The following is a 24,468-nucleotide window of genomic DNA, read 5'->3' as shown; positions in this document are numbered from 1 at the left end:
AAGACAAAGGAGCCCATCATGGCAGAAAAAGATTTGTTTTCCGGATTTTGGATCAAAAACGTGCATTTGAAAAACCACATCGGTGTGGCGCCCATGACGCGCACGTCTGCTGTCAAAGACAGTGTGCCGCGCCAGGATGTGCTCGACTTTCTGGTGCACCGGGCCCAAAACGGCGTGGGCCTTGTTTTCACCGAAGCCGTGCTCACAGACTATGAAAGCGCCCAGGGCTATCCCCGGCAGTCCCGGATGGTCACCCAGCGACAGATCGAGGCCTGGAAGCCGGTGGTACGGGCCATCAAAGACGCCGGCAGCACGGCAATCATGCAGATGTTTCACTGCGGCCGGGTGGCCTGGCCGGAAATCAATCCCGCCGGCCGGATCATCGCCCCGAGTCCGGTGGCACCCAAACAGGAAAACCCCCTCACCGGACAGCCTTTTCCGGTGCCCGATGAAATGAACCGATTTGACATTGATCATGTGATCCGCGGATTTGCCGAAACCGCCAAAGGCGCTGTTCAAGCCGGTTTTGACGGTGTTGAGGTCCACGGGGCCCACGGTTATCTGATCAATTCGTTTTTATCCCCATATTCCAACAAGCGCACAGACCACTACGGCGGCTCCACCGAAAACCGATTCCGGCTGGCCAGACAGATTATCCGTGCGGTGCACGAGGTCATGCCCGAAGATCGGCTGTTGACCTTCCGGATATCAAACTGGGGCGTTGTGGACATGAAGGTGTCATTGTTTGAAAAGGACCAATGGCTGGAAACCATCGGCTTGCTGGACAAAGAGCCGGTGGATGCCGTTTCGGTCTCCACACTGAATTTCAGCTACCCGGCATTTGAAACGGATCAAAACATGGCACAGCTCACAAGGCAGAAAACCGGCAAGCCGCTGATGATCTGCGGCGGGATCTATGACCGCAAAACAGCCGACCAGGCCCTGCAGGACGCAGACATTGTTTTATCCGGCAAATCCCTGCTGCTCAATGCCAACTGGGTCGATGACATTGCCAACAACAGGCCCCTTGAGCCCCGCACCCCGCAGGAAGCCAATGTGGCCTACACCGACGAGCCACTGCCGTAAACAAGGCCATAAAAAGGCTTGTCTGAAGTGAACCGGCTTATTCCAAAACTTCCACCCGGTTTCGGCCGCGCTGCTTGGCCCGGTACATGGCCCGGTCCACCCTCCGCAAAAGCTGGGTGATGCCTTCTCCCGGATGATATTCGGCCACGCCGAAACTGCAGGTCACCCGGCCGGCCGCGGAAAACTGCAGCCCTGCAACCGAATTGCGAAGATGCTGGGCCAAAATCACTGCCCCTTTCATTGATGTGTCCGGGCAAAGGATCAAAAACTCCTCCCCGCCCCACCGGCCGATGCTGTCGGCCTGACGGATATTGGCATGCAACAGATCAGTGATCTGCTTTAAGACATGGTCTCCGGTCTGATGTCCGTACGAATCATTGATTTGCTTGAAGTGATCCACGTCCAGCATGATAATGGAAAACGGCTGTCGGGTTCTCCGGATACGCCGGATTTCATCCAGCAGGAGATCTTCGGTTTTGAGCCTGTTGAAAATGCCGGTCAGGGCATCTGTGATTGAAAGCCTTTCCAGTTCCAGGCTTTTAACAGCCAGCGCCTGATGGGCAATGCCCAGATCCCGGTTTAAGCGGGCCAGTTTTCTGTTCCAGAAAACAAACAGACTCATGAGCACAGCCACAACCCCCAGAATCTGAAACAGCAGCAGCGTATCAAATCCCTTGTCATACCGGATCGAAAGCCATTTGCGGGTGATCCGGCTCACCTCCCGGCCGGAAACCGATTCCAGGGCCTTGTCCATGATGGCGGCAAGGACGGGGTTGTCTCCGGCAATGCCCAGGCCCAGTTGTTCCTTGTACGGGGTCTGCCCCGCGATTTTTAAATCATAAAGCCCGAGTTCGTGCAGGATATAGCTGACCCGGTGCAGGCTGCCCAGCGCAATTTCAGCCTCATCTTTGGCCACTGCCCGCAAAACCCCCTTTAGGTCCGGATAAAAACGAAGCCGGATGCCGGGATACTGATCCTGCAAATAATCCGCCACCGGGTTGTCCTGCACAATACCGACTTTTCGGCCTTCCAGGGCGTGAAGATCCGGAATATAAGGCTGTCCGTCTCTTGCCACCATCACGTTGACAGATTCGATATACGGCTTGGACACAACAAAGGGGCCTTTTTCCCGGCGGCTTTTCGACACTGCGGAAAGCAGGTCGCAGCGGCCGCTTTCCAGGGCCTCAAGGCTCTGCTTCCAGCTTTTTGTGGGCACAAAGCGGATGGGCACGCCGATTCTTTCCTCCAGCAGGCCCATGATATCAGCTGAAATCCCCCTGTGCCCTCCATTTTTATCAATTTCTTCAAAGGGCAGCCAGGAAGGCCGCCCGCAGATGCGGATTTCTCCCTTTTCTTCCAGCCACTGGCGCTCCTGCCGGGAAAGCATCACCCTGGGCCCGCCCAACTCGTCCTGCTCCCGGTCCAGCCAGCGGCGGTAGAGCCGGGCCATCTCATCCTGGGTTACCCTGTCCATGGCCTTTTGCAGTATAGCGCCAAGTATGGCCCGATCCTTGCTGAGACCTATGGATAAAGGCGTGTTTTCAAACCAGGGGCTGTCCATGACCGGCACGCTTTTGAGATCCGTGAGAAAATGCTGCCGGATCAGGTGATCAAAAACCGGCTTCTCTGCCAGGGCCGCATCCGCCTCTCCGGAGGAAACCGCCTTGAGGCAGGCCAGGGTATCTTTTTGGGCAACAATGTCTATTTCAGGATAATGCTTGTTGAGCAGTTCCTGGTAATAAAACCCTTCCGGGACAGCGACTTTGCGCCCGGCCAGATCCCGGAGCCGGGTAAATTTCGCGTTTCCTCTGCGCACAACAATGCCGGAAAAAATGTTCAGGTAAGAATCGGTGAACTCCATGTATGCTTTTCGGTCCGGCGTAGGCACCACATCGCAGAGAAAATCAAGCTCGCCGCTTTGCAGCATATCCATGATATCCTGCCACCCCTGACGGGTAACATATTCAAATTCCACGCCGAGCTTGTCTGCAAGAAGCTCCGTATAATCAATACAAAAACCTTTTGGCCGGCCCCTGTCATTGAAATTAAACGGCGGCCAGTTATCCATGTTGTCCACCCGGAGCACGGGATTTTTGCGCAAAAAAACCTTTTCCCCAACAGACAGGTCCGGAACCCGGGTCTGCTCCACGGAAATCCATTTTTCCGCAAGTTCCACCTTTTCTCTGTCTGTGACCGTGTCCATGGCTTTTTCGAGAACTCCGGCAAGCAGCGCCATTTCCGGGCGCACGGCCATGTGAAGCCCCTGGGGACCCAGCTCAGGGCTTCTGGTCTCTCCGCATATCTGGAGGCTTCCCAGAAAGCGCGTGGCCATGAGATAGGCCACGGTCCCAAGGTAGCCGATGTAGGCGTCCGCCTCGCCGTATACAACCGCCTCAAGGCCCTCCTGCGTATTTTGAACCTGAAATACGTTAATTTCCGGATATGCGGAGCGCAGCACCTCTTCCTGCTTGTAACCCCGGGCGGCTGCAACGGTTTTGCCGCTGAGATTCTCTACTGTCTGAAATTTCCCTGCGTTTTCCTTTGCCGCAACAATGACATAGGGCAGTTCCAGGTAGGATCCGGTAAAACGCATAAACCGCTGCCGGCTCCCGGATATCCACAGGCACGGCAGAAGATCGATTTTGCCCTGCTTCAACAGGCCCAGCAGCTCAAACCAGCTATAGCCGTTGACATACTCAAAGGAAATCCCCAGGCGCCGGCCCAGAAGCTCCAGATGATCAATGGCATAACCCTTGGGGCGGCCGTGCTCGCTGAAATCAAAAGGCGGCCAGTCATCCTCGTTTCCCACCCGGATCACCGGATGACTTTCAAGAAAACCCCTTTCTTCAGCGCTGAGTTCAATTTTCGGGGGAACAGAAACAGCCGAAGGCAGGGACCCCGGCCCTTCGGCCGGGCTTTTTTCGGCAAAAGATTCCGTTGCCGTGAGAAATAGAGCCGGAAGGCAAAGAAGCAGAAAGATAAAAACAGGCGATGTACAAAAACGATTCATCTTGTTTCCAGTCAGGGACAGGGCACACCTGCTTCCGGTGATCCGTAAACGTCCCGGCTTTATCAATAAAACCAATGCCCGGTGACATTCTGAAATTTGATGCTCTCGTAAAAATCTGATTTTAGATAGCGCCGTAAAAAGTTTAAGATCAAGACTTTCGCAATTTCGAAAAATGCAGCGCACGTTAGCCACACGTGAAATTCTGAGAAATTGCGCGTAACGCAGATATTGGACTTTTTGCGGTGCCGTCAAATTTATAACAAAATTAAAGCGATATGTAAAGCTGTGGATCATCGGAGCAGGCCTTCAGCACCCCGCCCTATCGCCGGCCCGCAATAGAGATACTCAGCAGCACGATACCCGCACCAATAAATCCCGTAAGTGTGAGCTTTTCCGCAAAGAACAAAAAACCGATGCCAATGCCGCATACCGGTTCAAACAAGGCGGTCACCGAGGCTACCTGGGCGGAAATGTAATTCTGGCCCTTAAAAAAAAGCGTATACGGAAGGGCCAGGGAAACGGTTCCCAGCATGATCAGAAACGGCAGGTTGTGCCAGAAGTGCCCCCCCGGGACCTGAACACCAAAAGGAAGAAGTATCAGCGCCACGATCACGCTGCCCCACAGGGTGCGTACCCGGGAGGGCAAACGGCCGGCCAGAAAGCGGCCGAACAAAAACACCCCGGACAGAAACAACCCGGAAAAAAGCCCGCTAACAATGCCCAGCAGTTCACCTGAATCGCTGTGAAACAGCGCTGCGGGCTCTACAATCAAGGCTGTTCCCAAAAATCCCGCGGCCACGGCAACCCAGGTCAGGGGTGTGTTTTTTTCCTTTAAGATAAGGGGGCTGAAAATGGCCACATAGATGGGTGCCGTGTAATGAAGCAAAACCGCCTTGGCCACGGATGTGTTTAAGATGGCCAGGTAATAAGTGATGGCTGTGCCGCACATGGAAAGGCCCGCTGCCAGCAGAACCCAGCGGTGTTTGGCATCAAGCTGCAGCAAAGACACATCCCGCCGGCCCTCCGGGGTGCGGGCAATCCATAAAAAAAGCGGAACAACACCGATAACCGCCCTGTAAAACACGATACTCAGGGGCGAATAGGCATCTATGGCGCGCACCCAGATGGGCACCAGGGAAAAACAAAACGCCCCTGCCAGGGTCATTAAAAGACCCTGGAGACGGGGCGGGATTCTGCCGGGCCGGTCATTCTCATATTTCGTGGTGGTTTTGATGGGCATACACAAAAGACCTATAACATATCCCGTAAATTTATGCCATTTCCCTGTCCGGGAGCAAGATAAAAAAATGGATTTACATGGAACAGAAAATTTGCTATTATTCGTTGAATAAGATATATAATATTTTGATTTGACTTTTAAAAAGTCATTTCCAGCAGCAAAAAAGCGTCCGGCATTTGCCGTAAACCGTGCCTCTCCATCCAATTCAACAGACAAGCCGATAATGACTGAAACCAATATGGACAGCGGAGCAGAAATTTTCCAGCAGGGCACAGAATCCACGGAAGGACTGGCTGTAGTCTCAAAAGACCACAAAATCCTTTATTGCAACAGCAGGTTTGCCGCCCTGGCCGACAGCGCATCCAAACCAACAATTGGCACGCCAATAACCGATGTTGTTGCAGAAAATGAACAGAAACGCCTGATGGCCCTGCTTGGTCAGGCCCATCAACATGAGCAGGTTTCAGGCGAGTTTTACTTTAAGCCGGGAAACGGTGATAAAATTTTGTGCCGTGCGTCTATGCACAGTCTCAACGTCAATGATCTGAAAGCCGTTTGCATGGTGGTCAAACACCACGCTGCACCCGGAAATGGGGATCGGCAGAAACCGCTCGATACCGCAGCAGAAAAAACAATTAAAGGGTCGGCCGATTCGCGAACAGAAGTCATGCTTGTCGATGACCATGAAGTAATGCGTCAGGGGCTTTCAATGCTTTTGTCCAACTACGATGACATCAGCGTCACGGGCGAGGCTGCGGATGGGAAAGAAGCGGTGGAACTGGCCCGGGAGCTCAACCCGGATGTGATCCTCATGGATATCAGCATGCCGGAGATGAGCGGAATCGAGGCCACACGCATCATCAAAGCCGAAATGCCGCATATCCGGATCATCGGGCTGTCCATGTTTGACGCCTCGGATCAGGCTGAAGAAATCAAGCGGGCCGGGGCCGGCCAGTATCTGAAAAAAAACGGTGATAAACAAGAGCTGCTGAGCACCATCCGAAACAATTCAGTGAACGCTTGCTGACACAAACTCGACAAAGGCTTCGGTAAGCGCGGGATCAAACTGTTTTCCCGCATGCCGCTGCAGCTCTTCCATTGCTTCCTGCCGGGTAAAAACCCGATCATAAGGCCGGTGGTGGGTGATGGTGTCAAATGTGTCAACAATTGAAAACATCCTTGAAAGAAAAGGAATTTCCTTTCCTTTCAGCCCCCTGGGGTAGCCGCTGCCGTCCCACCATTCCCGCTGGCTCAAAATGGCTTCAGCGATCCTGGCTGTATCCCCAAAGGTGTTTGTAATCCGATAGCCGGCTTCGGCATGGCGTTTGACCTGCTCCCATTCGCTACTGGAAAGGTCCCCGCATTTGCTCAAAAGATCGTCTGGCACCACAGCTTTGCCAATGTCATGAAGCCGGATAAACAAAGCCAGATCCTCCATCTGACTGTCTGAAAAGCCCAGTTTTTCTGCAAACCTTTGGGCCAGCTCAGAGGTTCGCTCCACATGACGGTCCAGACCCGGCCATTTTACCCGCAGCCGGCGCAACAGGGAGGAGAGGACAAGCTCCTGATTTTTTCGGCTTTCGGCCAGCTTGTTTTCATACATCTGCTCTTCGGCCTGCCGGAGAACCATGTAGATATTATCGGCTGTCCGGCTTTTTTCTGCAAAACCCAGGGCGATGCTCGGCGCAACCGCTGTTCCGTTGCTTAGCTCGGCCTGCCTTTTGATCCGGGAACAAATACTGCCGGCAATGGCCGCACCGGTGTCCGGCAGGATGACGGCAAATTCATCACCCCCCCACCGGGCCATCACGTCCTCGTTTCTGCAGGTTTTTCTCAATATTTCCGCAATTTTCTGCAAAAGCCGGTCGCCTTCCTCGTGGCCGAATGTGTCATTGACCAGCTTGAGATTGTTTAAATCCCCGATGATCAAACTCACCGGAAGGCTCCGGCCGGTATCGAGCCGCTTGATTTCCTCTTCAAAATAGGCGCGGTTATAAAGGCCGGTGACGCTGTCGTGAAAACTCACATACCGGACATGTTCCTCGGCTTTTTTTCGCTCGGTAATGTCTCTGGCAACCATCATCACGCTGCGCACCCGCCCGTCAGGTTCAAACTCGGGAATCAGCCGCCCCCAGAAATAACGCTGCTCAAACAATCCCCGGAAACCAAACTCCGTATTGATTTCCCTTCCGGTGCTCATGGCTTTGCCTGCTTCTTTTTCCAAAATGGCACAATAGGCCTCGGGCATTTCCAGTTCCCTGCACGTCCGGCCGGCGCATCGTTCCCTGGGGATGCCTGTCATACGCTCATAAGCGGCATTAACAAATTGACACCGCAACTGCGGGTCCAACCGCACGATGACATCCGGGGAATTTTCCACCAGGGTGCGAAACTCAAACTCCCTGCGCCGCAGGGTAGCCTCCATTTCCTTGCTTTTTGTAATATCCCGGAAACTGGTCACCGCATGGGTGATTTCCCCCCTGTCATCCAAAACAGGAGCTGCGATCATTGAAACCACGGACTGCGAACCATCGGGCCGGGCCATCCTCCATTCCTCGTTCATGACCACCTCCCCGTTTTTCAGCGCCCGCCAGGAAGGGGTTTGCTCAAGGGCAACAGGCATATTGCTGCCGTTTTCCATTGCCGCATAATGCTGCATGCGTTTTTCAAGGCTGGTGGCGTGGAGTTCTTTTCTGGATATTCCGATAAAATTTTCATAATAATGGCTCACAAGCCGCAACTGGCCGTCCGGTGCTTCAATCACGGCAATGCCTTCGGGTATGCTCATGAGTATGGCCTCAAGAATCCGGCGCCGCTCCTCGGCCTTTCCCCGGGCCGCCCTTGCCGCATCCCGGGATTTGCGCAGCTTGTCTTCGGCCTGCTGTAAAGGCTCGATGTTGCGCCATGCGGCAACGCCCCGGATAATCTCTCCATTTGCATCCCGCACCGGCGCGGCATTGACCAAAACCGTGATGGTCTGCCCCTTGTTGTTGGTCAGCCGGTAATATTCACTGACAACCACCTCGCCTTTTTGGATACAGCGCCAGATGGGCATCTGTTCAAAAGCCAGGGGTTCTCCGTTCATACCGGCAACATTGAGAAACCGGCAATATTGCTGAAGCGAGATATTTTTAAACGCCTCCTGGTCCTTTCCCGCAAATTCGGCCAGATGCCGGCTGACCATCAAAACGCTCAGGCTTCGGGCATCCACCAGCAAAAAACCCTCGGGCACGTTATTGATGACCGTCTCAATGATCCGGCGCTCGAATTCAGCCTCCCGGGCACGCTGCTGAGCGGTATTAAGAGAGGCGATCATCATCTCCTCGGTCTCTTTCCGCCCGGTGATATCGCGCATCACACCGATACGGTATAGTGGGCGGCCCTGCTGATCCCGGATGATCCGGAAATAATCGGCCAGCCATCTGTAATCGCCGTCTTTGGCCTTAAACGCGTATTCCAGAACCCCGGAGGAACCGTCAGAATTCTGAATCAATTCAAGCTTGCGCTCCACCTCCCGGATATGGTCCGGATGAATCCGGGCCAGAATCTCATCGGTGCCCATGGCCCTGAACTCTTCGGGCAAAAACCCGGTGATCTGCTCAATAACAGGGCTTACGTAATCATAGGCGTCGGTTTGAATGTCACGGCGATAGGCGGCATCCAGGGAATTTTCAAGAACTGTGCGGAATCGGCCTTCGCTTTCGGCAAGCTGTTTTTGCTTTTGTTTGAGGGCGTTCTGGGTTTGCTTGATTTCGGTAATGTCGTGGGCAAATATCATATAGGAAATCAGATTTCCGGACCCATCGCATTCCGGAACAATACTGGTGTCATACCATTGCTTTGCAAATTTCACTTCCAGCTTCTGCGTCTGGCCCTTTTGCGCGGCAGCATCCATGGCGGCCTGAACGGATCGAAGCCATTTTTTCGAAAACTTTACCTGCCCGGCCATTCGGCCCAGAAGTTGATTCTTTGGAATCCCGGCCACCTGCGCATATTTTTCATTCACAAACGTATACCGCCGCTGCGCGTCCAGACGCGCCATCAGATCCGGATACCCTGCCACAAGTGCGCAAGCTTGATGACTCACTATTGTTTTCCCCGTTTTTGCCGGCAATATATTTCCACCTGATCACTTAATATATTGCGTAAATGCAAGATTCGCAAATCGAAAACCCACCTGCCGGCAAGGACAAAGGATAAATTGAAGGCAAACAAAACAGGGGCATCCGGATGCTTCCGGGTGCCCCTGCACGGTTTAAACCTTCTCTGTTACCTATTTTACGACGAAGTATCGGTGAGTTCATCCAAACGCTTGCGGATCATCTCCAGTTCGGATTGCAAAGCATCCGCTTGCTGCTTCAGACCCTGTTTTTCGACTTCCGGATCGCCTGCGGCATAGGGCGCACCCTGCGTGCGGGCCGGTACACCCGTAGCGAAAAACCGGTTGCGCCATCCAAAACCGCCGCCGGAAAAACGCCGGCCAAAGCCGCGTCCCCGGCCGAAACCAAAACCCGGACCCCGGCCGGGCCCGGCATTGGCAAATCCAGGGGCAGCAAAACCTCCGCAATATCCGGCGCCGCGTCCGGTCATGGAGCCCATTCCCATGGGACCTGTTCGATCTCCTGCTGGCATAATCAAACACCTCCTTTCATTTTTTCAGATTCCGGCCATCCCGCTTGAGACTGACCGGATTGTGTATTTATCAATCTTATTTGCATTGGCCGTGCCAAACTTTTCTCCTGATTTTATAAAAATGTAACATATTGTTTTTTAATCATTTTATTTCAAATGAAGAAAAAAAGGATCTTCTATGCATTGCGTATCTGCAATGCATTTTTTCACGGCAATTGCAGAATTGATACCATAAACCAATCCAACAGATGGGTTGACAGGACGCAGACCAGGGGGCAAAATAAAAAATCAGTCTGAAACAAAAAGCGTTTGAATGGAGCCGGAAAAAAACCAAAAAAACCGGGAAAAACATAAAGGGCATGAAAACCGGCAGCATGTGCCGCTAAATCCATGCCCTTATCATGGCAATGCACTCATATGAGCAAATTTGATACAATCAACCGGGCCAGAAAGACCCTCGGGCTTCCGGAATGTGCCTCCATGGGGCACATCAAGGCCAATTACAGGGAACTGCTCTACCGCTGGCACCCGGACCGCTGCCCGCAGGACCCGCAAAAGGCCGCTGAAATGACCCGACAGATCACGGAAGCCTACAAAACCCTCATGGATTACTGCAACAATTACAAATACTGTTTTTCCGAGCAAACCGTAAAAAGGCACCGCTCCCCCGGAGAACTCTGGATGGAACGGTTTGGCGATGATCCGGTTTGGGGGAAAAAGGACAAAAACAGCTGAAACAGGCCTCTACTTCTTCAACTCTGCAATCATCTCCTCAACCTCGCCGTAACCTTCCTTATAGAATTTTTCCTCCTCCGGGTCCAGCTCCCGCAAAAGCCTCAGAAATTCACCGGCATGCTCTTTTTCCTCATCAGCGATGTCAAGCAGCACTTTTTTGGCCAGTTCATTGTCCGTGCTTTCTGCTGTCTGCTGGTAGAGCTGAATGGCTTCATACTCGGCCGCGATCATAAAGCGGATGGAGCGGATCAATTCCTGGGGGGTAAGTTTTCGATCATTTTTCAACAGCGTGAAGGGATTGCTGAATTCCGGCATTTCGTGCCTCCTTTTTGACTGCAGGTTAAAATGGCATTTCACTTTTCCGCTAAAAAAGAAAATCCGTTTTGCCTTTTTACAAGACGTGCCGTATTTTTGCGGCAAGCTCCCGGATGGAAAAAGGCTTTTCAATAAAATGCAGGCCCTTGTCCAGGACCCCGTGATGAGCGATCACATCGGCTGTGTATCCCGACATGTAAAGCACCTTTATTCCCGGACATATGGACTCAACAGCTTCTGCCAGACGGCGTCCGTTCATTTCCGGCATAACCACATCGGTAATCAGCAGATGGACCGGAGCGCCGTGGTCCCGTGCCTGCGTCAATGCGCCGGCAGGGGAGTCTGCCACCAACACTTCATAACCCAGTCGCTGCAGCATAATTTGACCCATTTTCATGATCCCGGGCTCGTCTTCAACCAGCAGAACGGTTTCGCCGCTGCCCAGGGGGATTTCTTCAGGTTTGTCCGTCACAAGGCTTTGATCCGCAGCGGTATGGCCGGGCAGATAGATCTTGAAAGTGGTGCCCTTGCCGGGCTCGCTGTAGACGTTTATAAATCCCTTGTTTTGCTTTACAATGCCGTACACTGTGGCCAACCCCAGGCCGGTGCCCTTACTGACTTCCTTGGTGGTGAAAAAAGGCTCAAAAATATTTTCCAGCATCTGCCTGTTCATGCCGGCACCGTCGTCGCTTACGGCCAGCAACACGTATTCGCCCGGGAAAAAATCGGCGTGATCCCGGCAATACTGATCATCAATGCTGATATTATGGGTCTCAATTGTGATATGGCCCACCCCGTCAATGGCATCCCTGGCATTGACACACAGGTTGGCCAGGATCTGATCGATCTGGGTGGGATCCATTTTCACCGGCCACAGCTCCGGGCCGGGCCGCCATGAAAGATCAATGTCTTCACCAATGAGCCGGCGCAGCATCTTTAACATGCCTTCCACGGTTTGATTTAAATCCAGCACAGCCGGGTTGATGGTCTGCTTTCTGGCAAAGGCAAGCAGCTGACGGGTGATATCATTGGAGCGTTTTGCCGCATTTAAGATCTCGGCGAGATCCCCATGCAGGGGATCTGCCGGATCAACCTTGTCTAAGGCAAGTTCAGCGTATCCGATGATAACGCTTAACATATTGTTGTAATCATGGGCCACGCCGCCGGCCAGGCGGCCCACGGACTCCATTTTCTGGGCCTGCTGGAGCTGTTGTTCAAGGGATTGCCGCTGCTGCTCGGATACCGCCTGCTGTTTTTCCATCTCGAGTACGGCCAGGGCATAGGCCAGATCATCGGCCATTTCCGTAAAAAGCGCCTGCTCCTCGGTGTCCTGGCCGAGCCCGTGGGACAGGGCCACGGCAAGATAGCCAAACACCTTTTCCGCGTGGATGAGCTGCACACACATGACGTCTCTTTCAGCGCATTGATCGGCAATGGGACAATCGCCGCAGGTCTTGTCCTGGTCCTGGATCATCACGATCCGGCCGGCTTCCGCGGCTTGGCGGCAGCAATGCGGAAGCTCTCCGCTGGAAAGGGCTTCCTGGAGGGGCAGAAAAACCTCTCCCATTCCCGCTTCGCCCCAGGATGCGGGATATCCCGTGTCATCTGCCAGCACGATCAGCACGCTGGCATACCCGCGGTTGTCCACCAGAAGCCGGCACGCCTCCCGGATCAGTGCTTCGGGGTCGCGTTCGCGGACAATGAGCTGATTGACATCCCGAATCGCACGCAAGACATTGTTTAAATGCTCGATGCGCTCCTGGGCCCGCTTGAAATCGGTGATATCCAGACAATGGCCGATATAGCCGATAAACTCCCCGTTGAAATCATATCTGGGACTGCCGTCATCCTGAATCCACCGGTATTGTCCGTCATGTCGGCGGAGACGATAAATTATGGAAAACCGTTCATGCCGGTCAAAGGCCCTTTGAAATATCTCAAGGCACCGGTCCCGGTCCTCCGGATGCACGCCCCGGACCCAACCCTCGCCCTTTTCCTGGGACAGGCTCCGGCCGGTAAATTCCAGCCAGGCCCGATTGAAGTAATCGCACTTTTTTTCCACATCCGCGGTCCAGATCAGGGCGGATCCGGAATCCGCAAGGTTGCGGAAATGCTGCTCGCTTTCCTGAATTTCTGCGGTCCGCCGCGCCACCTGCCGGCGAAGCGACCAACTCCAGGCCACCGAGGCCAGCAGCACAAACAGAAGCGGGCCCAGCACCATTGCCGAGTATTTAAGAATCTGAACAAGGCCCGGATCTTCACCCGGATAAACCCCCATCCATTTTTGATAAATGCGCCGGTATTCCCCGCTTTCCTCAACCGCCTCAAGGCCCTCGCCCAGCTGGGCCAAAAGGGCTTGATGGCCATTTTTCACCGCCATGCAGTAATCGGGGGACAAAAACGCATGCCGGCCCACCTCCAGGTTATCCCAGCCGTATCTCTCCATCCAGTAAAAGGCGCTTCTTCTGGCCACCAGAGCGCAGTCATGCCGGCCCTGAGCCAGTTGGCGAAGGGCGTCTTCCTGGGCGTCCACTACGGATATCCGGTCCTCCAGGCCGTTTTCCAGGGCAAAATCGTGCATGATATCCCCGCCCTGGACAACAATGCGCATGTCTTCCAGTTCGTCGACCGAATCCGGAGCAGGTCCGTGGTTTTTGCGCACCACGGCCACATAATGATTCACCTTATGGGGAGGCGTGAAATCAAAAATCCGGTCTCTTTCCGGGGAATAAAACATCCCCTGGATCACATCGATTTCACCGTTTTCCAGGGCGTTGCGGATCTGTTCCCAGGGGCCCAGCCGGATATGGATATCCAGACCCACCTCCCGGGCCACGGCCCGGATCAGATCCACGTTAAAACCCGCTGGCCGGCCGTTTTCATCGAGAAACGCGTACGGGGGATAATTGTGATCCCCGCCCACCAAAATCTGGCGGCCGGGTAGCTGCATGGCTGCGAACCACTTTGCGTGAAGGCGCCGGAAGGTGCCGTCTGCCATGACAAGGGCCAGCCCTTCGTTTAACAGGGCCAGGGTATCGCTGTCACCTTCTTTGACGGCAAAACAGAAATCCTGGCGAAACTCCTCAACGGGTTTATTGACGATTTCCAGATTGGTGAGTCCGGTTTCCTGCAAAAGCCGCAGGGCCACCAGGCGCTGGATGAAAACAGCATCATACTGGCCCTCGGACAGGCCGTAAAGGGCATTCTCAAAGGTGGTCGTGGTGCGGATGTCAATGCCGCGATCTTTGCGCCGCAGAAATTCTTCGGTATTATCGCCCTTCATCACCGCCACCTGCCGGCCCTCCAGATCAGAAAGCTTCCAGATGCCGGTGGTGCCGCTGCGCACGACTATGGCGCCGTGCAGGGACATGTAGGGGAAGGTGAAATCAAAGATTTCTTCGCGCTCCGGAGTGCGGCCCACAAGGGGAAGGGCCTGGATTTCTCCGTCTTCCAGCCAGCCCCGGACCTGATGCCAGGGCCCGGTGCGGAAAACCACATCCCGGTCCATTGCCGACAGGGCCGCGCGCATGAGCTCAACGGAAAACCCGTCTGCCCGGCCCTGGTCATCCATAAAGCAAAACGGCGGGTAATCAATCTCTGATGCGGAAAGAACAGGGGTTTGGGCCCGGCCGACAACCGGTAGAACAAACAGGAAAACCGCCGGCAGAATCATGGTCCATAACAGGGCCTTGCGGCAAAACCCCATTACAGCCTTTATTGAAAAACCCACAGCAGTCGGTACCTTTTTGATTATGCCCACAGCAAACAGCCTCTGTTGAAAGGTAAACCGGATCATTGGCTGTCTCTTACACCATAACCCGGGCGCATCCCGGCTTCAACCCCAAAAAAAGGCGGATTTGTTCCAAAGAAACAAATCCGCCGGCAGGTTTTCACTTATAATGATGCGTTACCAGTTTTCGCCCAGAAGTTCGAAATGGGCCTGGGGGTGGGCGCAGGCCGGGCACTCCGCCACGGCCTCGGTGCCTTCGTGGAGGTATCCGCAATTGCGGCAGCGCCAGGTGGTGGCGGAATCGCGCTTGAACACGCGGCCGGCTTCGATATTGGCCGCCAGATCCAGGTAGCGCTTTTCATGCTGTTTTTCAGCAACAGCAATGGATTCGAGAATATCTGCGATATCATCGAATCCTTCCTCCCGGGCGGTTTTGGCAAAGCCGGGATACATGTCGGTCCATTCATAATTCTCACCGCCGGCAGCTTCCTTCAGGTTCTCCAGGGTGGTGCCGATGACCCCTGCGGGAAAGGCTGCTGCAATTTCCACCTCACCGCCCTCCAGAAGCTTGAAAAGCCGCTTAGCATGCTCTTTTTCCTGGTTGGCGGTTTCCTCGAAAATATCTGAAATCTGAACGTATCCGTCCTTTTTGGCCTGCTTGGCAAAATAGGTGTAGCGGTTGCGGGCCTGGGACTCGCCGGCAAATGCGGTCAGCAGATTCTTTTCCGTCCGGGTTCCTTTCAAACGTGCCATATGTATCCTTCTCCTTTTTTGCTGATAACATGGTTGATAAGCCTGTAAAAAGTCTTTTTTACAGGCAGTGTTAAGTTTTAAGTGATTAAGTGTTAAGTAAAATCAAAAAGTTGTCTCTTTAGTGGTTGATGGCACCGTAAAAAGTCTGATTTCAGATGGTGCCGGTGCGTTGGGCCGGTACTTTTGATCATAAGCACATAATATAACAATTCCGCTCTGCAGATGCAAAAATTTTCACCCCAAAATCCTTGTCCGGTTTTTACTCCGGGCCGTGGTCAAACTCAATGATTCTGGCAAAGCCGCGGTCAATTCCCGGAAAAACCTCGTGGTAAAGGGGACTGTCCGCTCCCACCCGGCCGCCCATGTCATAGGTGAATCCGGCAACGGCTGCATGCCGGAACCAATACCCGGTCAACACCGCGCCCCGGGCGTCATAGCAGGAATGGAAATGAAGGAATTCATCTTTTGGCGCCGGCCGGGTCACCACCCATTGTGCCGGGGCCTCTGAAAAATATACCGGGTTGATCCGTCCGGAAGCGGGTATCTCAAAATCGGATTCCGGCAGGCGGGTCAATACGGCCGTGCCCTCAAAAAGCCTGGTGTTTTCCGGAAGGTCTTTGGTATAAAAGCTGCGTTCATTAAAGCAGACAAACTTCAGCCGGGTGAAATCCCCCGGTGTCTCCGGCCGGAAATAATAGCCCACAAAGGGTCCGAAACCAAAAACCCGGTCCCCCTGCTCCACCCGGATCTGTGCCATATACCCCCGGGGGATCTCCAGGTCCGCTGCCTTGTCCCCTGCCTGCCCGCAGCCGATTGTCTGCAGGCCGGCCCAAACAACGACTGCCGCAAAAATCAGACCTTTAACGGACCATGTCATTTCAATCCCTTTCCCAGAGCATGCCAATTCCCAAAATGCTGGCGGCAAAAACCGCCACAAGAACAACCGTGGCCGCCAGATCACTGCCAAACCAGTCTGCCAGGGTAATCTGGCCCAGGTTGGTGGGCGCATGCAGAAGCGGGATTAAAATTTCATGCACCTGGGCAAACAGGGCGGTGCCGGCAAAACCGCCAAGCAGGGCAAAGACCGCGTCCATCCGGCCCTCTCCGGCCGCAGCCCAGGTGGTGCCCGGACAATAGCCGCAAAGCCCCCAGCCGATACCAAACAGCACGCCTGCAACCCCTGTTGCAACCAGGCTCGTGGGGATGATCAGGGTCCGGCCCGTGCCCGAGGCCAAAAGCCCCAGCAGGCCGATGGCGGACAACAACACGGCCAGTAGCATGAAGCGCGGAATCGCCCCTTCGATCATCAAATGCGCCCGGGCCATCTTGTCCGGGTTGGTAGCCCCGACCCGCTGGATCACAAATCCAAAAGCAATGCCGGAAACCAGTCCAAGCCATATCGGGGAACTCATTGGCCCTCCTTTCCCGCCCTGCCGTAAACAAAGCGGGCGGTGAGCATGGCAAAGACAAAAATCAGCACACCAAAATACAGGCCGCTGACAGCCAGCTGGGTGGAGCCGGAAATAAACAGCCCCAGGGTGCAGCCCCCGGCCAGCCGGGACGCGAACAGGATTACAAACCCGCCTGCAAAAGCGGCTGCATATCGCTTGACCCGGCTGCTGCCAAAACGGTTCTCCCAGATTTCAGGGATATCGCGCACGGGTGCGGGAAAGGTGCGGGCCGCGATAAACCCGCCAATGGCCATGCCCAGCACAAAGGCAAAAACCCATCCCCCCGGGCCTGCTGACATGCGGTAATGCGCCTTTGCCTCCACATAATCCGGAGCAACAGTCGCAATGGCGCCTTTTAATACGGCCACAAAACCGGAGGACGAGGCCGGCGGGCCGAATGTGGCAAAAACAAACACAATAATCCCGGCCAGCGCAAAGGCGGCCGGAACCCATTTCCAGTACGGCGGTGACAATTGATTATTATCCATGATCAACCCCCGCAGGACACGTATCCGCCGGCAGGCTCACCGTCTTTGGGCCGGGACGCATCCGGGCCGCCGGTGCTTTGAACCGAATCGGTCATTTTTGCCGGCTGGGGCAGAAAATCCCCGGTCAGTTCATTCTCCGCGGTCTCCACCGGAAGAAACCGGTCCGGCCGGCCCCACTCCTCCCAGGATGCCTCATAGGTGTAAACATTTTCAAACCCCATGAGCCGGAGCACAAAATAGGAAAAAGAACTCCGTCTTCCTGAAGCGCAGTAAACAATGACCCCCTTGGCCGGGTCCAGTCCCTTATACAGCGCCTGCAGCTCTGTATAGGATTTAATGTCCTTGGTTTCCGGATCCGTCCATGCATTCTGATAATTGACATTAACCGCAGTCGGTATATGGCCGAGTTTCAGGGGAGTGCCATCTAAGCCTTTGGAGCCCTTTTCTCCAAGGTATTCCTCCCTGGAGCGCACATCCACGATCTGATAGTAAAAATCTCCCAGGCGGCGGTAAATGAAATCCGCGTCAATCAAAAGGTGCTTGCGCATCTGCTCAGATGCGGCCTGATAAGTGACAGGCTCGGGCTGCCGGGGCTGGTCTGCTGTCTCATAGCCGGCATCCGCCCATGCGTCAATGCCCCGTTTAAGAATTTTCTTGTTTTCATGGCCCATTACATCCAGTATCCAGAACACGTACGAGGCTGTTGCCCCGCCGTCGCGCTCCACCGAATCATAAAGCACCACCGTATCCGTGGGGGCAATACCATGGCGGCCCAGAATCTGCTGGGCCTGCTCCACCCCCCTGAACAAGGAACCCAGGTTGTTGCCAATGTCATTAAAACGAAATTCCGACCAGGGCATCCGGATCGCTCCGGGGATCACGCGGTCGTCAAAGTACTTGTCCCTGCGGACATCAACGACAACCACATCCTTGTCTTCCATATGGTCTTTGACCCAGCGGGCATCGGCAACAAACTGTTTGTTGGGATAGTCAGCCCTGTCCTGGGCTGCGGAGCCAAAAGACCACAGCACGCCCAAAAACAGGATCACGGCAATAATGACATGCCTGAATGCAAAACGTTCTTTCATTTTGGGGTCTCTCCTGTTGCTGCGCTATGCGGAATACAGATCAGGCAACGGAAAAAAGCCGGGCGGATCCGGCTCTTTTCCGTTTGACGAAAGAGGTTTTAGGATTTCCACAATCCATGCACGTTGCAGTATTCACGGGCGGATACATTGGGACTGGCCCCCTTGAAAACCGCCTCGGGTGCCTGGCCCGGCTTGAGATAATGGCGGCAGGACTGGTCACCGTCAATGATTTCCACCCATTCAATGTAATGCTTTTCCTCCATGGGATGGGGATTGCTGCCGACCTTGACCTTGACCCCGCCGTCAGCCGCCTCGACCACGGGCACGTGTTTTTCCTTGCCCTCGTCTGCGGTCTTTTCTTCAAACAGCTTCATGTTCTCCCCGCAACACACCAGATCGCCGGCGCCGCCATGGAGCACCTCAACAACGTTGCCGCACGCTTCACACTTGTAAATCTGTTTTTGTTCTGCCATGGATAAAATCTCCTTTCTTTGTTTTTTTTGGATGTTACAGGGCAGACCCGGCAAACACGGGATCTGCACCAACCCCACTGGATTGAATGCGGCTTTAAAAAAATCCTGCCGCATATCCATTACCAATATATGCATTGACCCTGAAAAACGCCAACAAAGAAAATGATCCGACCGGTCGGACCGGTTCTCCCGGCCGGACCGGCTGGAAAGACCGGACAACAGAAAGCCGGATGAAAATAAAAAACCCGCCTCCGAAGCGAATCGGAAACGGGCTTATTGAAATTGGCTCCCCAGCGCGGACTCGAACCACGGACGCGGTGGTTAACAGCCACCTGCTCTGCCAACTGAGCTACTGGGGAACAAAGTGTGAATCAAAAGTGTCTATTTACGGTCTGATAATAAAAATGTCAAGCAAAAATGTCAAGGATCAGGACTGCTCCACCCGCCGGACTTTTAACCCCAGTTCCCCGAGCTGGGCCGCAGTGGCCGAAGCCGGGGCCGCGGTCATCAGACAGGCGCCTTTCTGGGTCTTGGGAAAGGCGATCACCTCCCGGATGGAAGACGTGTTGCAAAGTATGGTCATCAGCCGATCAAAGCCAAAGGCAATGCCCCCGTGGGGCGGCGCCCCGGAGTCCAGGGCCGAGAGCAGAAACCCGAATTTTTCCTCGTATTCAGCCCGGTCCATGCCCAGGGCCTCCAGGACCCGGACCTGCACGTCCTTTTGATGGATGCGGATACTTCCCCCGCCGATTTCCGAGCCATTTAACACCAGGTCATAGGCCCTTGAGCGCATGCCCACAGGATCAGACGCCAGCTTTTCCAGATCTTTTTCCGCCGGGGCGGTAAAGGGGTGATGCAGGGCCTGGTACCGTTTTTCGGTTTCATCGTATTCAAACATGGGAAAATCGGTGATCCACACGAATTCGTATGCATTTTCATCAATCAGGCCCAGTTTTTTGCCCAGGTGATTGCGCAGCTGCCCCAGGGACTCATTGACGATGCCGGGCTGGTCCGCGCCGAAAAACACCAGGTCCCCGGGCTGCATGTCCAGACGCGCGGCCATGGCCTGTTTTTCCTCTTCTGAGAAAAACTTGGTAATGGGCGACTGCCACTCATCTTCCTTCACCCGGATCCAGGCCAGTCCCCTGGCCCGGTATACGGCCACAAAATCGGTGAAATCATCGATTTGCTTGCGCGTGAAACCGGCACATCCTTTGGCGTTTAGCGCCTTGACAATGCCGCCTTTTTTCACTGTATTGGAAAACAAATGAAACCCGGATGCAGCCACGATATCGGAAATATCGCAAAGCTCCAGGCCAAACCGGGTATCGGGCCGGTCCAGTCCATAGCGCTCCATTGCCTCCTGGTAGGTCATCCGGGCAAACGGCGGGCTGACTGCAGCCCGGCCCACCTCCTGAAAAACTGAGGAAATCAGGCCTTCAGACACGGCCATGATGTCTTCTTCACCCACAAAGGACATCTCCATGTCGATCTGGGTGAATTCCGGCTGGCGGTCGGCGCGCAGATCCTCGTCTCTGAAGCAGTGCACAATCTGGTAATACCGGTCAAAGCCCGAAATCATCAAAAGCTGCTTGAAAAGCTGTGGCGACTGGGGAAGCGCGTAAAATGAACCCGGATTCAGCCGGGAGGGCACCAGATAATCCCGGGCGCCTTCCGGGGTGCTGCGGGTTAAAAACGGGGTTTCAATATCAAGAAAGCCCTGGTCGTTTAAATACCGACGCGCAGCAGCCGCAGCCCTGTGGCGCATCATGATGTTGCTCTGCAAAGACGGCCGGCGCAGATCAATGTGGCGACTGGCCAGCCGGGTGTTTTCATTGACATCCACCTGGTCTTCAATCATAAACGGCGGGGTCTGGGCCCGGTTTAAAATCTTTAATTCCGAGACCATGACCTCGATTTCACCGGTTGCCAGGGCCGGGTTGGTCATCCCCTCGGGACGTTTTTCCACCACCCCCCGGACGGCCAGCACATATTCACTGCGGATGGCATGGGCCTTTTCATGCACTGCCGCATTCCGGTCGGGATTGAACACCACCTGGGTAATGCCTTCCCGGTCCCGCAAATCAATAAATATTACGCCGCCGTGATCCCGGCGCCGCTGCACCCAGCCCATCAGCACCACCTGCGCGCCGGTATCCGCGGCGCCCAGAGCGTTGCAGTGATGGCTCCGCCGCATATCTCCCAATGTATCGTTCAATCCCTTGACTCCTTATGGATGCTTTTTTACAAATAAATGCAGATTTACACCAAAACCCTCAGTTTCGGTTACAAACAAAACCGGCCGGAAAATCATTTTTCCCCTACCTGCCCACATGCTCGGATATGAATGCTACCAGCCGGTCCATGGGCACCGCCACCTGGTCCCGGGTTTTCATGTCCCGTAAAACCGCCTTGTTTTCAGCCAACTCCTGATCGCCCACAATCAGCACCCGGGCCGCGCCCATGCGGTCGGCCCGGCGCATAAGCGCCTTTAGGCTCCGGCCCGAAAAATCCGCCTCCACGCGCACGCCCGCATCCGCCAGCTGGCTTGACCATTTGGCGGCCCGCTCCCGGGCGGCCTCTCCCATGGGCAGAAAAAAGACATCCGGCCCTGTTTCCGGGGCCGGAAACTTGGCGGCAAACAGCTCCACCAGGCGGTCCAGGCCGATGGCAAACCCGATGGCCGGCTGGGCCGGGCCGCCAAGCATTTCCACGAGCTGGTCATAGCGCCCGCCGCCGGCAACCGCGTTCTGGGCGCCGAGTTCCGAGGTCTGGATCTCAAAGGCCGTTCGCGTGTAATAATCAAGCCCCCGCACCAGGCGGGGATCGATCTGAAAATCAATATCCATATCCGCCAGGGCGGCCTGCACGGTCCGGAAATGCTGCCCGCAGTCATCGCAGAGAAAATCAAGCATGGACGGGGCATCGGCCACCGCCTCCCGGCAGGCCGGAACCTTGCAGTCCAGCACGCGCAAAGGGTTTTTCTCCAGACGGCGCAGGCAGTCCGGGCACAAATTCTCCGCCCTGCCGGCCAGCATTTCAGAAAGCTTCTGCCGAAACGCCGGCCGGCATTCGGGACAACCCAGGGAATTTAAATGCACCTGCAGGCCGGAAACCGAAAGCCGCCGGAAAAAAGTCATGCACATGTAAATGAGCTGGGCGTCCATGTACGGGGAATCCACCCCGAAGACCTCGGCATTGATCTGGTAAAACTGCCGGTAACGGCCCTTCTGTGGCCGCTCTTTTCTGAACATGGGGCCGATGGTATAAAACCGGGCTGCCGGGTCGGCGGCATAAATCTTATGCTGGATATAGGCCCGCACCACTGATGCAGTAGCCTCGGGCCGCAGGGTCAGCAGGGTGTCCCGGCTTCCGGCAAAGGTATACATCTCCTTTTCCACGATATCGGTATGCTCGCCGATGCTTCGCTGAAAAAGCGCGGCCTGTTCGAGTACGGGCGGCCGGATTTCCCGGAAACCGAAATTTTCGAAATGCCGCCTGGCCGTATCTTCAATGGACTGCCACACCGTGGTTTCCGGCGGCAGAATGTCTTTAAAACCCCTGACAAGCTGTATCATTAGCGTCCGCAAATCAACTGGACCGGCCAGGCCCGCTATAAAAATGACCTGCCGTCCCGAATGGAAATAATTGTGACCCTGCCGGTGATGATTATAATGATTGCAGGATAGCATGACATGGCCCGCAGGCCGCAAATTGTATAATCTTATATAGATACGAAAAATAACAAAATCTTGTCAACCCATATGTTGAACTTGACATCCCGGGCACGGACTATATACAAGAAAATCTATATATCCGGCAATATCCGGAAATTTCCGGCGCCCGGCCCAAACCGGCAAGTCCTTGCAAAAGCCGAAAGGAGACCCATCATGGCAAGCGCAGTAACCACGAAAAAACTTATGGACATGAAAAAAAAGGGCGAAAAAATAACTGTTCTGACCGCCTATGATCATCCGTTTGCGCAGATGGCCGATGAGGCGGGCGTAAACGTGTTGCTGGTTGGCGATTCGCTGGGCATGGCGGTCCAGGGCGAGGCCACCACTCTCGGGGTGACCATGGATGAAATGATTTATCACACCCGCATTGTGGCCAAAAGCGCGCGCACGTCCATGGTGGTGGGCGATATGCCGTTTATGTCCTACCAGAGTTCCAGATCCGGGGCCCTGGCCAACGCCGGCCGGTTTTTAAAAGAAGCCGGGGCATCGGCGGTCAAACTTGAAGGCGGGGCATCGGTGGCCGATACCATTGCCGCCATGACCCAGGCCGGGATTCCGGTCATGGCCCATATCGGTTTGACCCCCCAGTCGGTGCACCAGATGGGCGGCTTTCGGGTCCAGCGCGATCGCGACCGGCTCATGGAAGATGCCCGGCGGGTTGAGGCGGCCGGGGCCTTTTCCGTGGTCCTTGAAGGCATTCCGGCAGACATCTCAGCGGCCATCACCAAAAGTATCAGCATTCCGACCATCGGCATCGGCGCCGGGCCGGACTGCGACGGCCAGGTCCTGGTGATCCACGATATGCTGGGCTTAAACGGAGGCCATGTGCCCAAGTTTGTCAAGCAATATGCGCAGCTCCGGCAAAACGCCATGGACGGCCTGCGCGCCTATGTTGAAGAAGTTGCATCAGGCGATTTTCCGTCTGAAGAGCATTGTTATTAACCCTTTTGTTTTGCGTCAGATATCATGGATTCCAAGGGTGCTGTCAGCACGGACAAGTATATCAAGGCATTGATGGATATCAGCCATGCCATCAACTCGGATCTCTATCTCGAGGAGATCTTAAAGCTCATTGTCATGGTCACGGCCCAGGTTACCGGGGTGCAGATCTGTTCCTTGTGGCTGATCGAAGAAAACGACGGCCGGCCCCGCCTGCGCCTGAAAGCCACCCAAACCATTGAGCCCGCCTATGTCAAAGACCGGGTCTTAAACATCAGCGAAGGCGTAGTGGGCTATGTGGCCGCGGAAAAACTCCCGTTGATCATCAAAGATGTGTTGTCCGAGCCCAGATTCAAGGAAAAGGACATGGCCCGGAGTCTGGGGCTCAAATCCCTGGCCAGCGTTCCTTTGCTCCATGATGAACGGGTCATCGGCGTGCTCAACTGCTTTACCTCAGAGCCTCACGACTTTACAGATGTGGAGGTCAACCTGATCACCACCGTGGCCAACCAGGCCGCGGTGGCCATTTACAACTCAGAACTGGTGATCAAGACCAAGGTGATCCAGGAGGAGCTGGAAACCCGCAAGCTCGTGGAACGGGCCAAGGAGGCCATGATGCAGCGAAGCCGCATTGATGCAGACGAAGCCTATCGCCGCTTGCAGAAAAAAAGCATGGATTCGCGCAAATCCATGCGCAGCATTGCAGAGGCCATCCTGCTTTCAGAAGAACTTTACTGACATGCATGCAACGCATTTCATAAAAACCTTGACAAAAACATCTCCTTGAACTA

Annotated in this window: 20 protein-coding genes and 1 tRNA gene; 5 read left to right on the top strand and 16 right to left on the bottom strand. The window is 54.6% G+C overall.

Features of this window, described 5'->3' with window-relative positions; genetic code table 11:
* Positions 1-18: 18 nt before the first annotated feature.
* A complete protein-coding gene (locus HNR65_RS12320; RefSeq protein WP_181551818.1) occupies positions 19-1,086 on the top strand; it encodes an oxidoreductase in 1,068 nt (355 codons plus the stop codon).
* 37 nt (positions 1,087-1,123) lie between these two features.
* Here the strand turns inward: HNR65_RS12320 and HNR65_RS12315 are convergent, their stop codons facing one another.
* Together HNR65_RS12315 and HNR65_RS12310 are read right to left on the bottom strand one after the other, a co-directional pair.
* Positions 1,124-4,096: a transporter substrate-binding domain-containing diguanylate cyclase gene (locus HNR65_RS12315; protein WP_181551817.1), complete on the bottom strand. Its 2,973-nt coding sequence runs from the start codon at positions 4,094-4,096 to the stop codon at positions 1,124-1,126.
* Between the two features lie 319 nt (positions 4,097-4,415).
* Entirely contained in the window at positions 4,416-5,336 is a 921-nt protein-coding gene (locus HNR65_RS12310; protein ID WP_181551816.1) for a DMT family transporter, read from the bottom strand.
* A 223-nt stretch (positions 5,337-5,559) separates the two neighbouring features.
* Here HNR65_RS12310 and HNR65_RS12305 point away from each other — a divergent pair, with 223 nt between their 5' ends.
* Positions 5,560-6,363: a response regulator gene (locus HNR65_RS12305; RefSeq protein ID WP_181551815.1), complete on the top strand. Its 804-nt coding sequence runs from the start codon at positions 5,560-5,562 to the stop codon at positions 6,361-6,363.
* Here HNR65_RS12305 and HNR65_RS12300 read toward each other — a convergent pair.
* The 3 genes from HNR65_RS12300 to HNR65_RS12290 all read right to left on the bottom strand — a co-directional run bounded on the left by HNR65_RS12300 (position 6,346) and on the right by HNR65_RS12290 (position 10,360).
* The gene (locus HNR65_RS12300) at positions 6,346-9,423 is read right to left on the bottom strand and encodes a PAS domain S-box protein (protein WP_181551814.1); all 3,078 of its coding nucleotides are present in this window, start codon (positions 9,421-9,423) and stop codon (positions 6,346-6,348) included. The genes HNR65_RS12305 and HNR65_RS12300 overlap by 18 nt on opposite strands.
* A gap of 191 nt (positions 9,424-9,614) precedes the next feature.
* On the bottom strand, positions 9,615-9,968 hold the full coding sequence (locus HNR65_RS12295; protein ID WP_181551813.1) for a DUF5320 domain-containing protein: 354 nt from the start codon (positions 9,966-9,968) through the stop codon (positions 9,615-9,617).
* A gap of 206 nt (positions 9,969-10,174) precedes the next feature.
* Positions 10,175-10,360: a hypothetical protein gene (locus tag HNR65_RS12290; protein ID WP_181551812.1), complete on the bottom strand. Its 186-nt coding sequence runs from the start codon at positions 10,358-10,360 to the stop codon at positions 10,175-10,177.
* 25 nt (positions 10,361-10,385) lie between these two features.
* Here HNR65_RS12290 and HNR65_RS12285 point away from each other — a divergent pair, with 25 nt between their 5' ends.
* Positions 10,386-10,703, top strand: coding sequence for a J domain-containing protein (locus tag HNR65_RS12285; protein WP_181551811.1), 318 nt, complete (start codon positions 10,386-10,388; stop codon positions 10,701-10,703).
* 9 nt (positions 10,704-10,712) lie between these two features.
* Here the strand turns inward: HNR65_RS12285 and encB are convergent, their stop codons facing one another.
* The 11 genes from encB to hisS form a co-directional block, all read right to left on the bottom strand.
* Positions 10,713-11,018: an encapsulin nanocompartment ferritin-likeEncB family encapsulin nanocompartment ferritin-like cargo protein cargo protein gene (gene encB / locus HNR65_RS12280; protein WP_181551810.1), complete on the bottom strand. Its 306-nt coding sequence runs from the start codon at positions 11,016-11,018 to the stop codon at positions 10,713-10,715.
* Positions 11,019-11,094: 76 nt separating this feature from the next.
* Complete coding sequence (locus HNR65_RS12275; protein ID WP_181551809.1) at positions 11,095-14,814, bottom strand: transporter substrate-binding domain-containing protein; 3,720 nt, start codon at positions 14,812-14,814, stop codon at positions 11,095-11,097.
* A 111-nt stretch (positions 14,815-14,925) separates the two neighbouring features.
* Positions 14,926-15,501: a rubrerythrin gene (gene rbr / locus HNR65_RS12270; protein WP_181551808.1), complete on the bottom strand. Its 576-nt coding sequence runs from the start codon at positions 15,499-15,501 to the stop codon at positions 14,926-14,928.
* A 259-nt stretch (positions 15,502-15,760) separates the two neighbouring features.
* Positions 15,761-16,378 carry a hypothetical protein gene (locus HNR65_RS12265; protein WP_220128380.1) on the bottom strand — a complete coding sequence of 206 codons (618 nt, stop codon included), beginning with the start codon at positions 16,376-16,378 and terminating at the stop codon, positions 15,761-15,763.
* 1 nt (position 16,379) lies between these two features.
* A complete protein-coding gene (locus HNR65_RS12260; protein WP_181551807.1) occupies positions 16,380-16,913 on the bottom strand; it encodes a YeeE/YedE thiosulfate transporter family protein in 534 nt (177 codons plus the stop codon).
* Positions 16,910-17,440, bottom strand: coding sequence for a YeeE/YedE thiosulfate transporter family protein (locus HNR65_RS12255; RefSeq protein WP_181551806.1), 531 nt, complete (start codon positions 17,438-17,440; stop codon positions 16,910-16,912). The genes HNR65_RS12260 and HNR65_RS12255 overlap by 4 nt, the downstream gene beginning before the upstream one ends.
* A 2-nt stretch (positions 17,441-17,442) precedes the next feature.
* On the bottom strand, positions 17,443-18,528 hold the full coding sequence (locus HNR65_RS12250) for a sulfurtransferase (protein WP_181551805.1): 1,086 nt from the start codon (positions 18,526-18,528) through the stop codon (positions 17,443-17,445).
* A gap of 98 nt (positions 18,529-18,626) precedes the next feature.
* Complete coding sequence (locus HNR65_RS12245) at positions 18,627-19,001, bottom strand: desulfoferrodoxin (protein ID WP_181551804.1); 375 nt, start codon at positions 18,999-19,001, stop codon at positions 18,627-18,629.
* 283 nt (positions 19,002-19,284) lie between these two features.
* Positions 19,285-19,360: transfer RNA gene (locus HNR65_RS12240), tRNA-Asn, on the bottom strand.
* Positions 19,361-19,428: 68 nt separating this feature from the next.
* Positions 19,429-21,219, bottom strand: a complete 1,791-nt coding sequence (aspS, locus tag HNR65_RS12235) for an aspartate--tRNA ligase (RefSeq protein ID WP_181551803.1) — start codon at positions 21,217-21,219, stop codon at positions 19,429-19,431.
* Between the two features lie 103 nt (positions 21,220-21,322).
* Entirely contained in the window at positions 21,323-22,579 is a 1,257-nt protein-coding gene (hisS, locus tag HNR65_RS12230) for a histidine--tRNA ligase (RefSeq protein ID WP_181551802.1), read from the bottom strand.
* 312 nt (positions 22,580-22,891) lie between these two features.
* On the opposite strand from hisS, the gene panB reads away from it, so the two are divergent.
* On the top strand, positions 22,892-23,680 hold the full coding sequence (panB, locus tag HNR65_RS12225) for a 3-methyl-2-oxobutanoate hydroxymethyltransferase (protein ID WP_181551801.1): 789 nt from the start codon (positions 22,892-22,894) through the stop codon (positions 23,678-23,680).
* A gap of 24 nt (positions 23,681-23,704) precedes the next feature.
* Positions 23,705-24,415, top strand: coding sequence for a GAF and ANTAR domain-containing protein (locus HNR65_RS12220; protein ID WP_181551800.1), 711 nt, complete (start codon positions 23,705-23,707; stop codon positions 24,413-24,415).
* Positions 24,416-24,468: the final 53 nt, after the last annotated feature.

The sequence above is a fragment of the Desulfosalsimonas propionicica genome (genome assembly GCF_013761005.1).
GTDB lineage: Bacteria > Desulfobacterota > Desulfobacteria > Desulfobacterales > Desulfosalsimonadaceae > Desulfosalsimonas > Desulfosalsimonas propionicica.
The sequence above is the reverse complement of the archived record's forward strand: the minus strand, read 5'-3'. Positions and strand labels throughout refer to the sequence as shown.

What these genes read in the sequence shown, in the direction of transcription:
- rbr (WP_181551808.1), bottom strand. Translation starts at nt 15,501, where the DNA reads ATGGCACGTTTGAAAGGAACCCGGACGGAAAAGAATCTGCTGACCGCA.
- HNR65_RS12290 (WP_181551812.1), bottom strand. Translation starts at nt 10,360, where the DNA reads ATGGATTTAGCGGCACATGCTGCCGGTTTTCATGCCCTTTATGTTTTT.
- HNR65_RS12305 (WP_181551815.1), top strand. Translation starts at nt 5,560, where the DNA reads ATGACTGAAACCAATATGGACAGCGGAGCAGAAATTTTCCAGCAGGGC.
- HNR65_RS12295 (WP_181551813.1), bottom strand. Translation starts at nt 9,968, where the DNA reads ATGCCAGCAGGAGATCGAACAGGTCCCATGGGAATGGGCTCCATGACC.
- HNR65_RS12315 (WP_181551817.1), bottom strand. Translation starts at nt 4,096, where the DNA reads ATGAATCGTTTTTGTACATCGCCTGTTTTTATCTTTCTGCTTCTTTGC.
- HNR65_RS12285 (WP_181551811.1), top strand. Translation starts at nt 10,386, where the DNA reads ATGAGCAAATTTGATACAATCAACCGGGCCAGAAAGACCCTCGGGCTT.
- HNR65_RS12310 (WP_181551816.1), bottom strand. Translation starts at nt 5,336, where the DNA reads ATGCCCATCAAAACCACCACGAAATATGAGAATGACCGGCCCGGCAGA.
- encB (WP_181551810.1), bottom strand. Translation starts at nt 11,018, where the DNA reads ATGCCGGAATTCAGCAATCCCTTCACGCTGTTGAAAAATGATCGAAAA.
- HNR65_RS12220 (WP_181551800.1), top strand. Translation starts at nt 23,705, where the DNA reads ATGGATTCCAAGGGTGCTGTCAGCACGGACAAGTATATCAAGGCATTG.
- HNR65_RS12260 (WP_181551807.1), bottom strand. Translation starts at nt 16,913, where the DNA reads ATGAGTTCCCCGATATGGCTTGGACTGGTTTCCGGCATTGCTTTTGGA.
- HNR65_RS12250 (WP_181551805.1), bottom strand. Translation starts at nt 18,528, where the DNA reads ATGAAAGAACGTTTTGCATTCAGGCATGTCATTATTGCCGTGATCCTG.
- HNR65_RS12320 (WP_181551818.1), top strand. Translation starts at nt 19, where the DNA reads ATGGCAGAAAAAGATTTGTTTTCCGGATTTTGGATCAAAAACGTGCAT.
- HNR65_RS12245 (WP_181551804.1), bottom strand. Translation starts at nt 19,001, where the DNA reads ATGGCAGAACAAAAACAGATTTACAAGTGTGAAGCGTGCGGCAACGTT.
- panB (WP_181551801.1), top strand. Translation starts at nt 22,892, where the DNA reads ATGGCAAGCGCAGTAACCACGAAAAAACTTATGGACATGAAAAAAAAG.
- HNR65_RS12255 (WP_181551806.1), bottom strand. Translation starts at nt 17,440, where the DNA reads ATGGATAATAATCAATTGTCACCGCCGTACTGGAAATGGGTTCCGGCC.
- HNR65_RS12275 (WP_181551809.1), bottom strand. Translation starts at nt 14,814, where the DNA reads ATGATCCGGTTTACCTTTCAACAGAGGCTGTTTGCTGTGGGCATAATC.
- hisS (WP_181551802.1), bottom strand. Translation starts at nt 22,579, where the DNA reads ATGATACAGCTTGTCAGGGGTTTTAAAGACATTCTGCCGCCGGAAACC.
- HNR65_RS12265 (WP_220128380.1), bottom strand. Translation starts at nt 16,378, where the DNA reads ATGACATGGTCCGTTAAAGGTCTGATTTTTGCGGCAGTCGTTGTTTGG.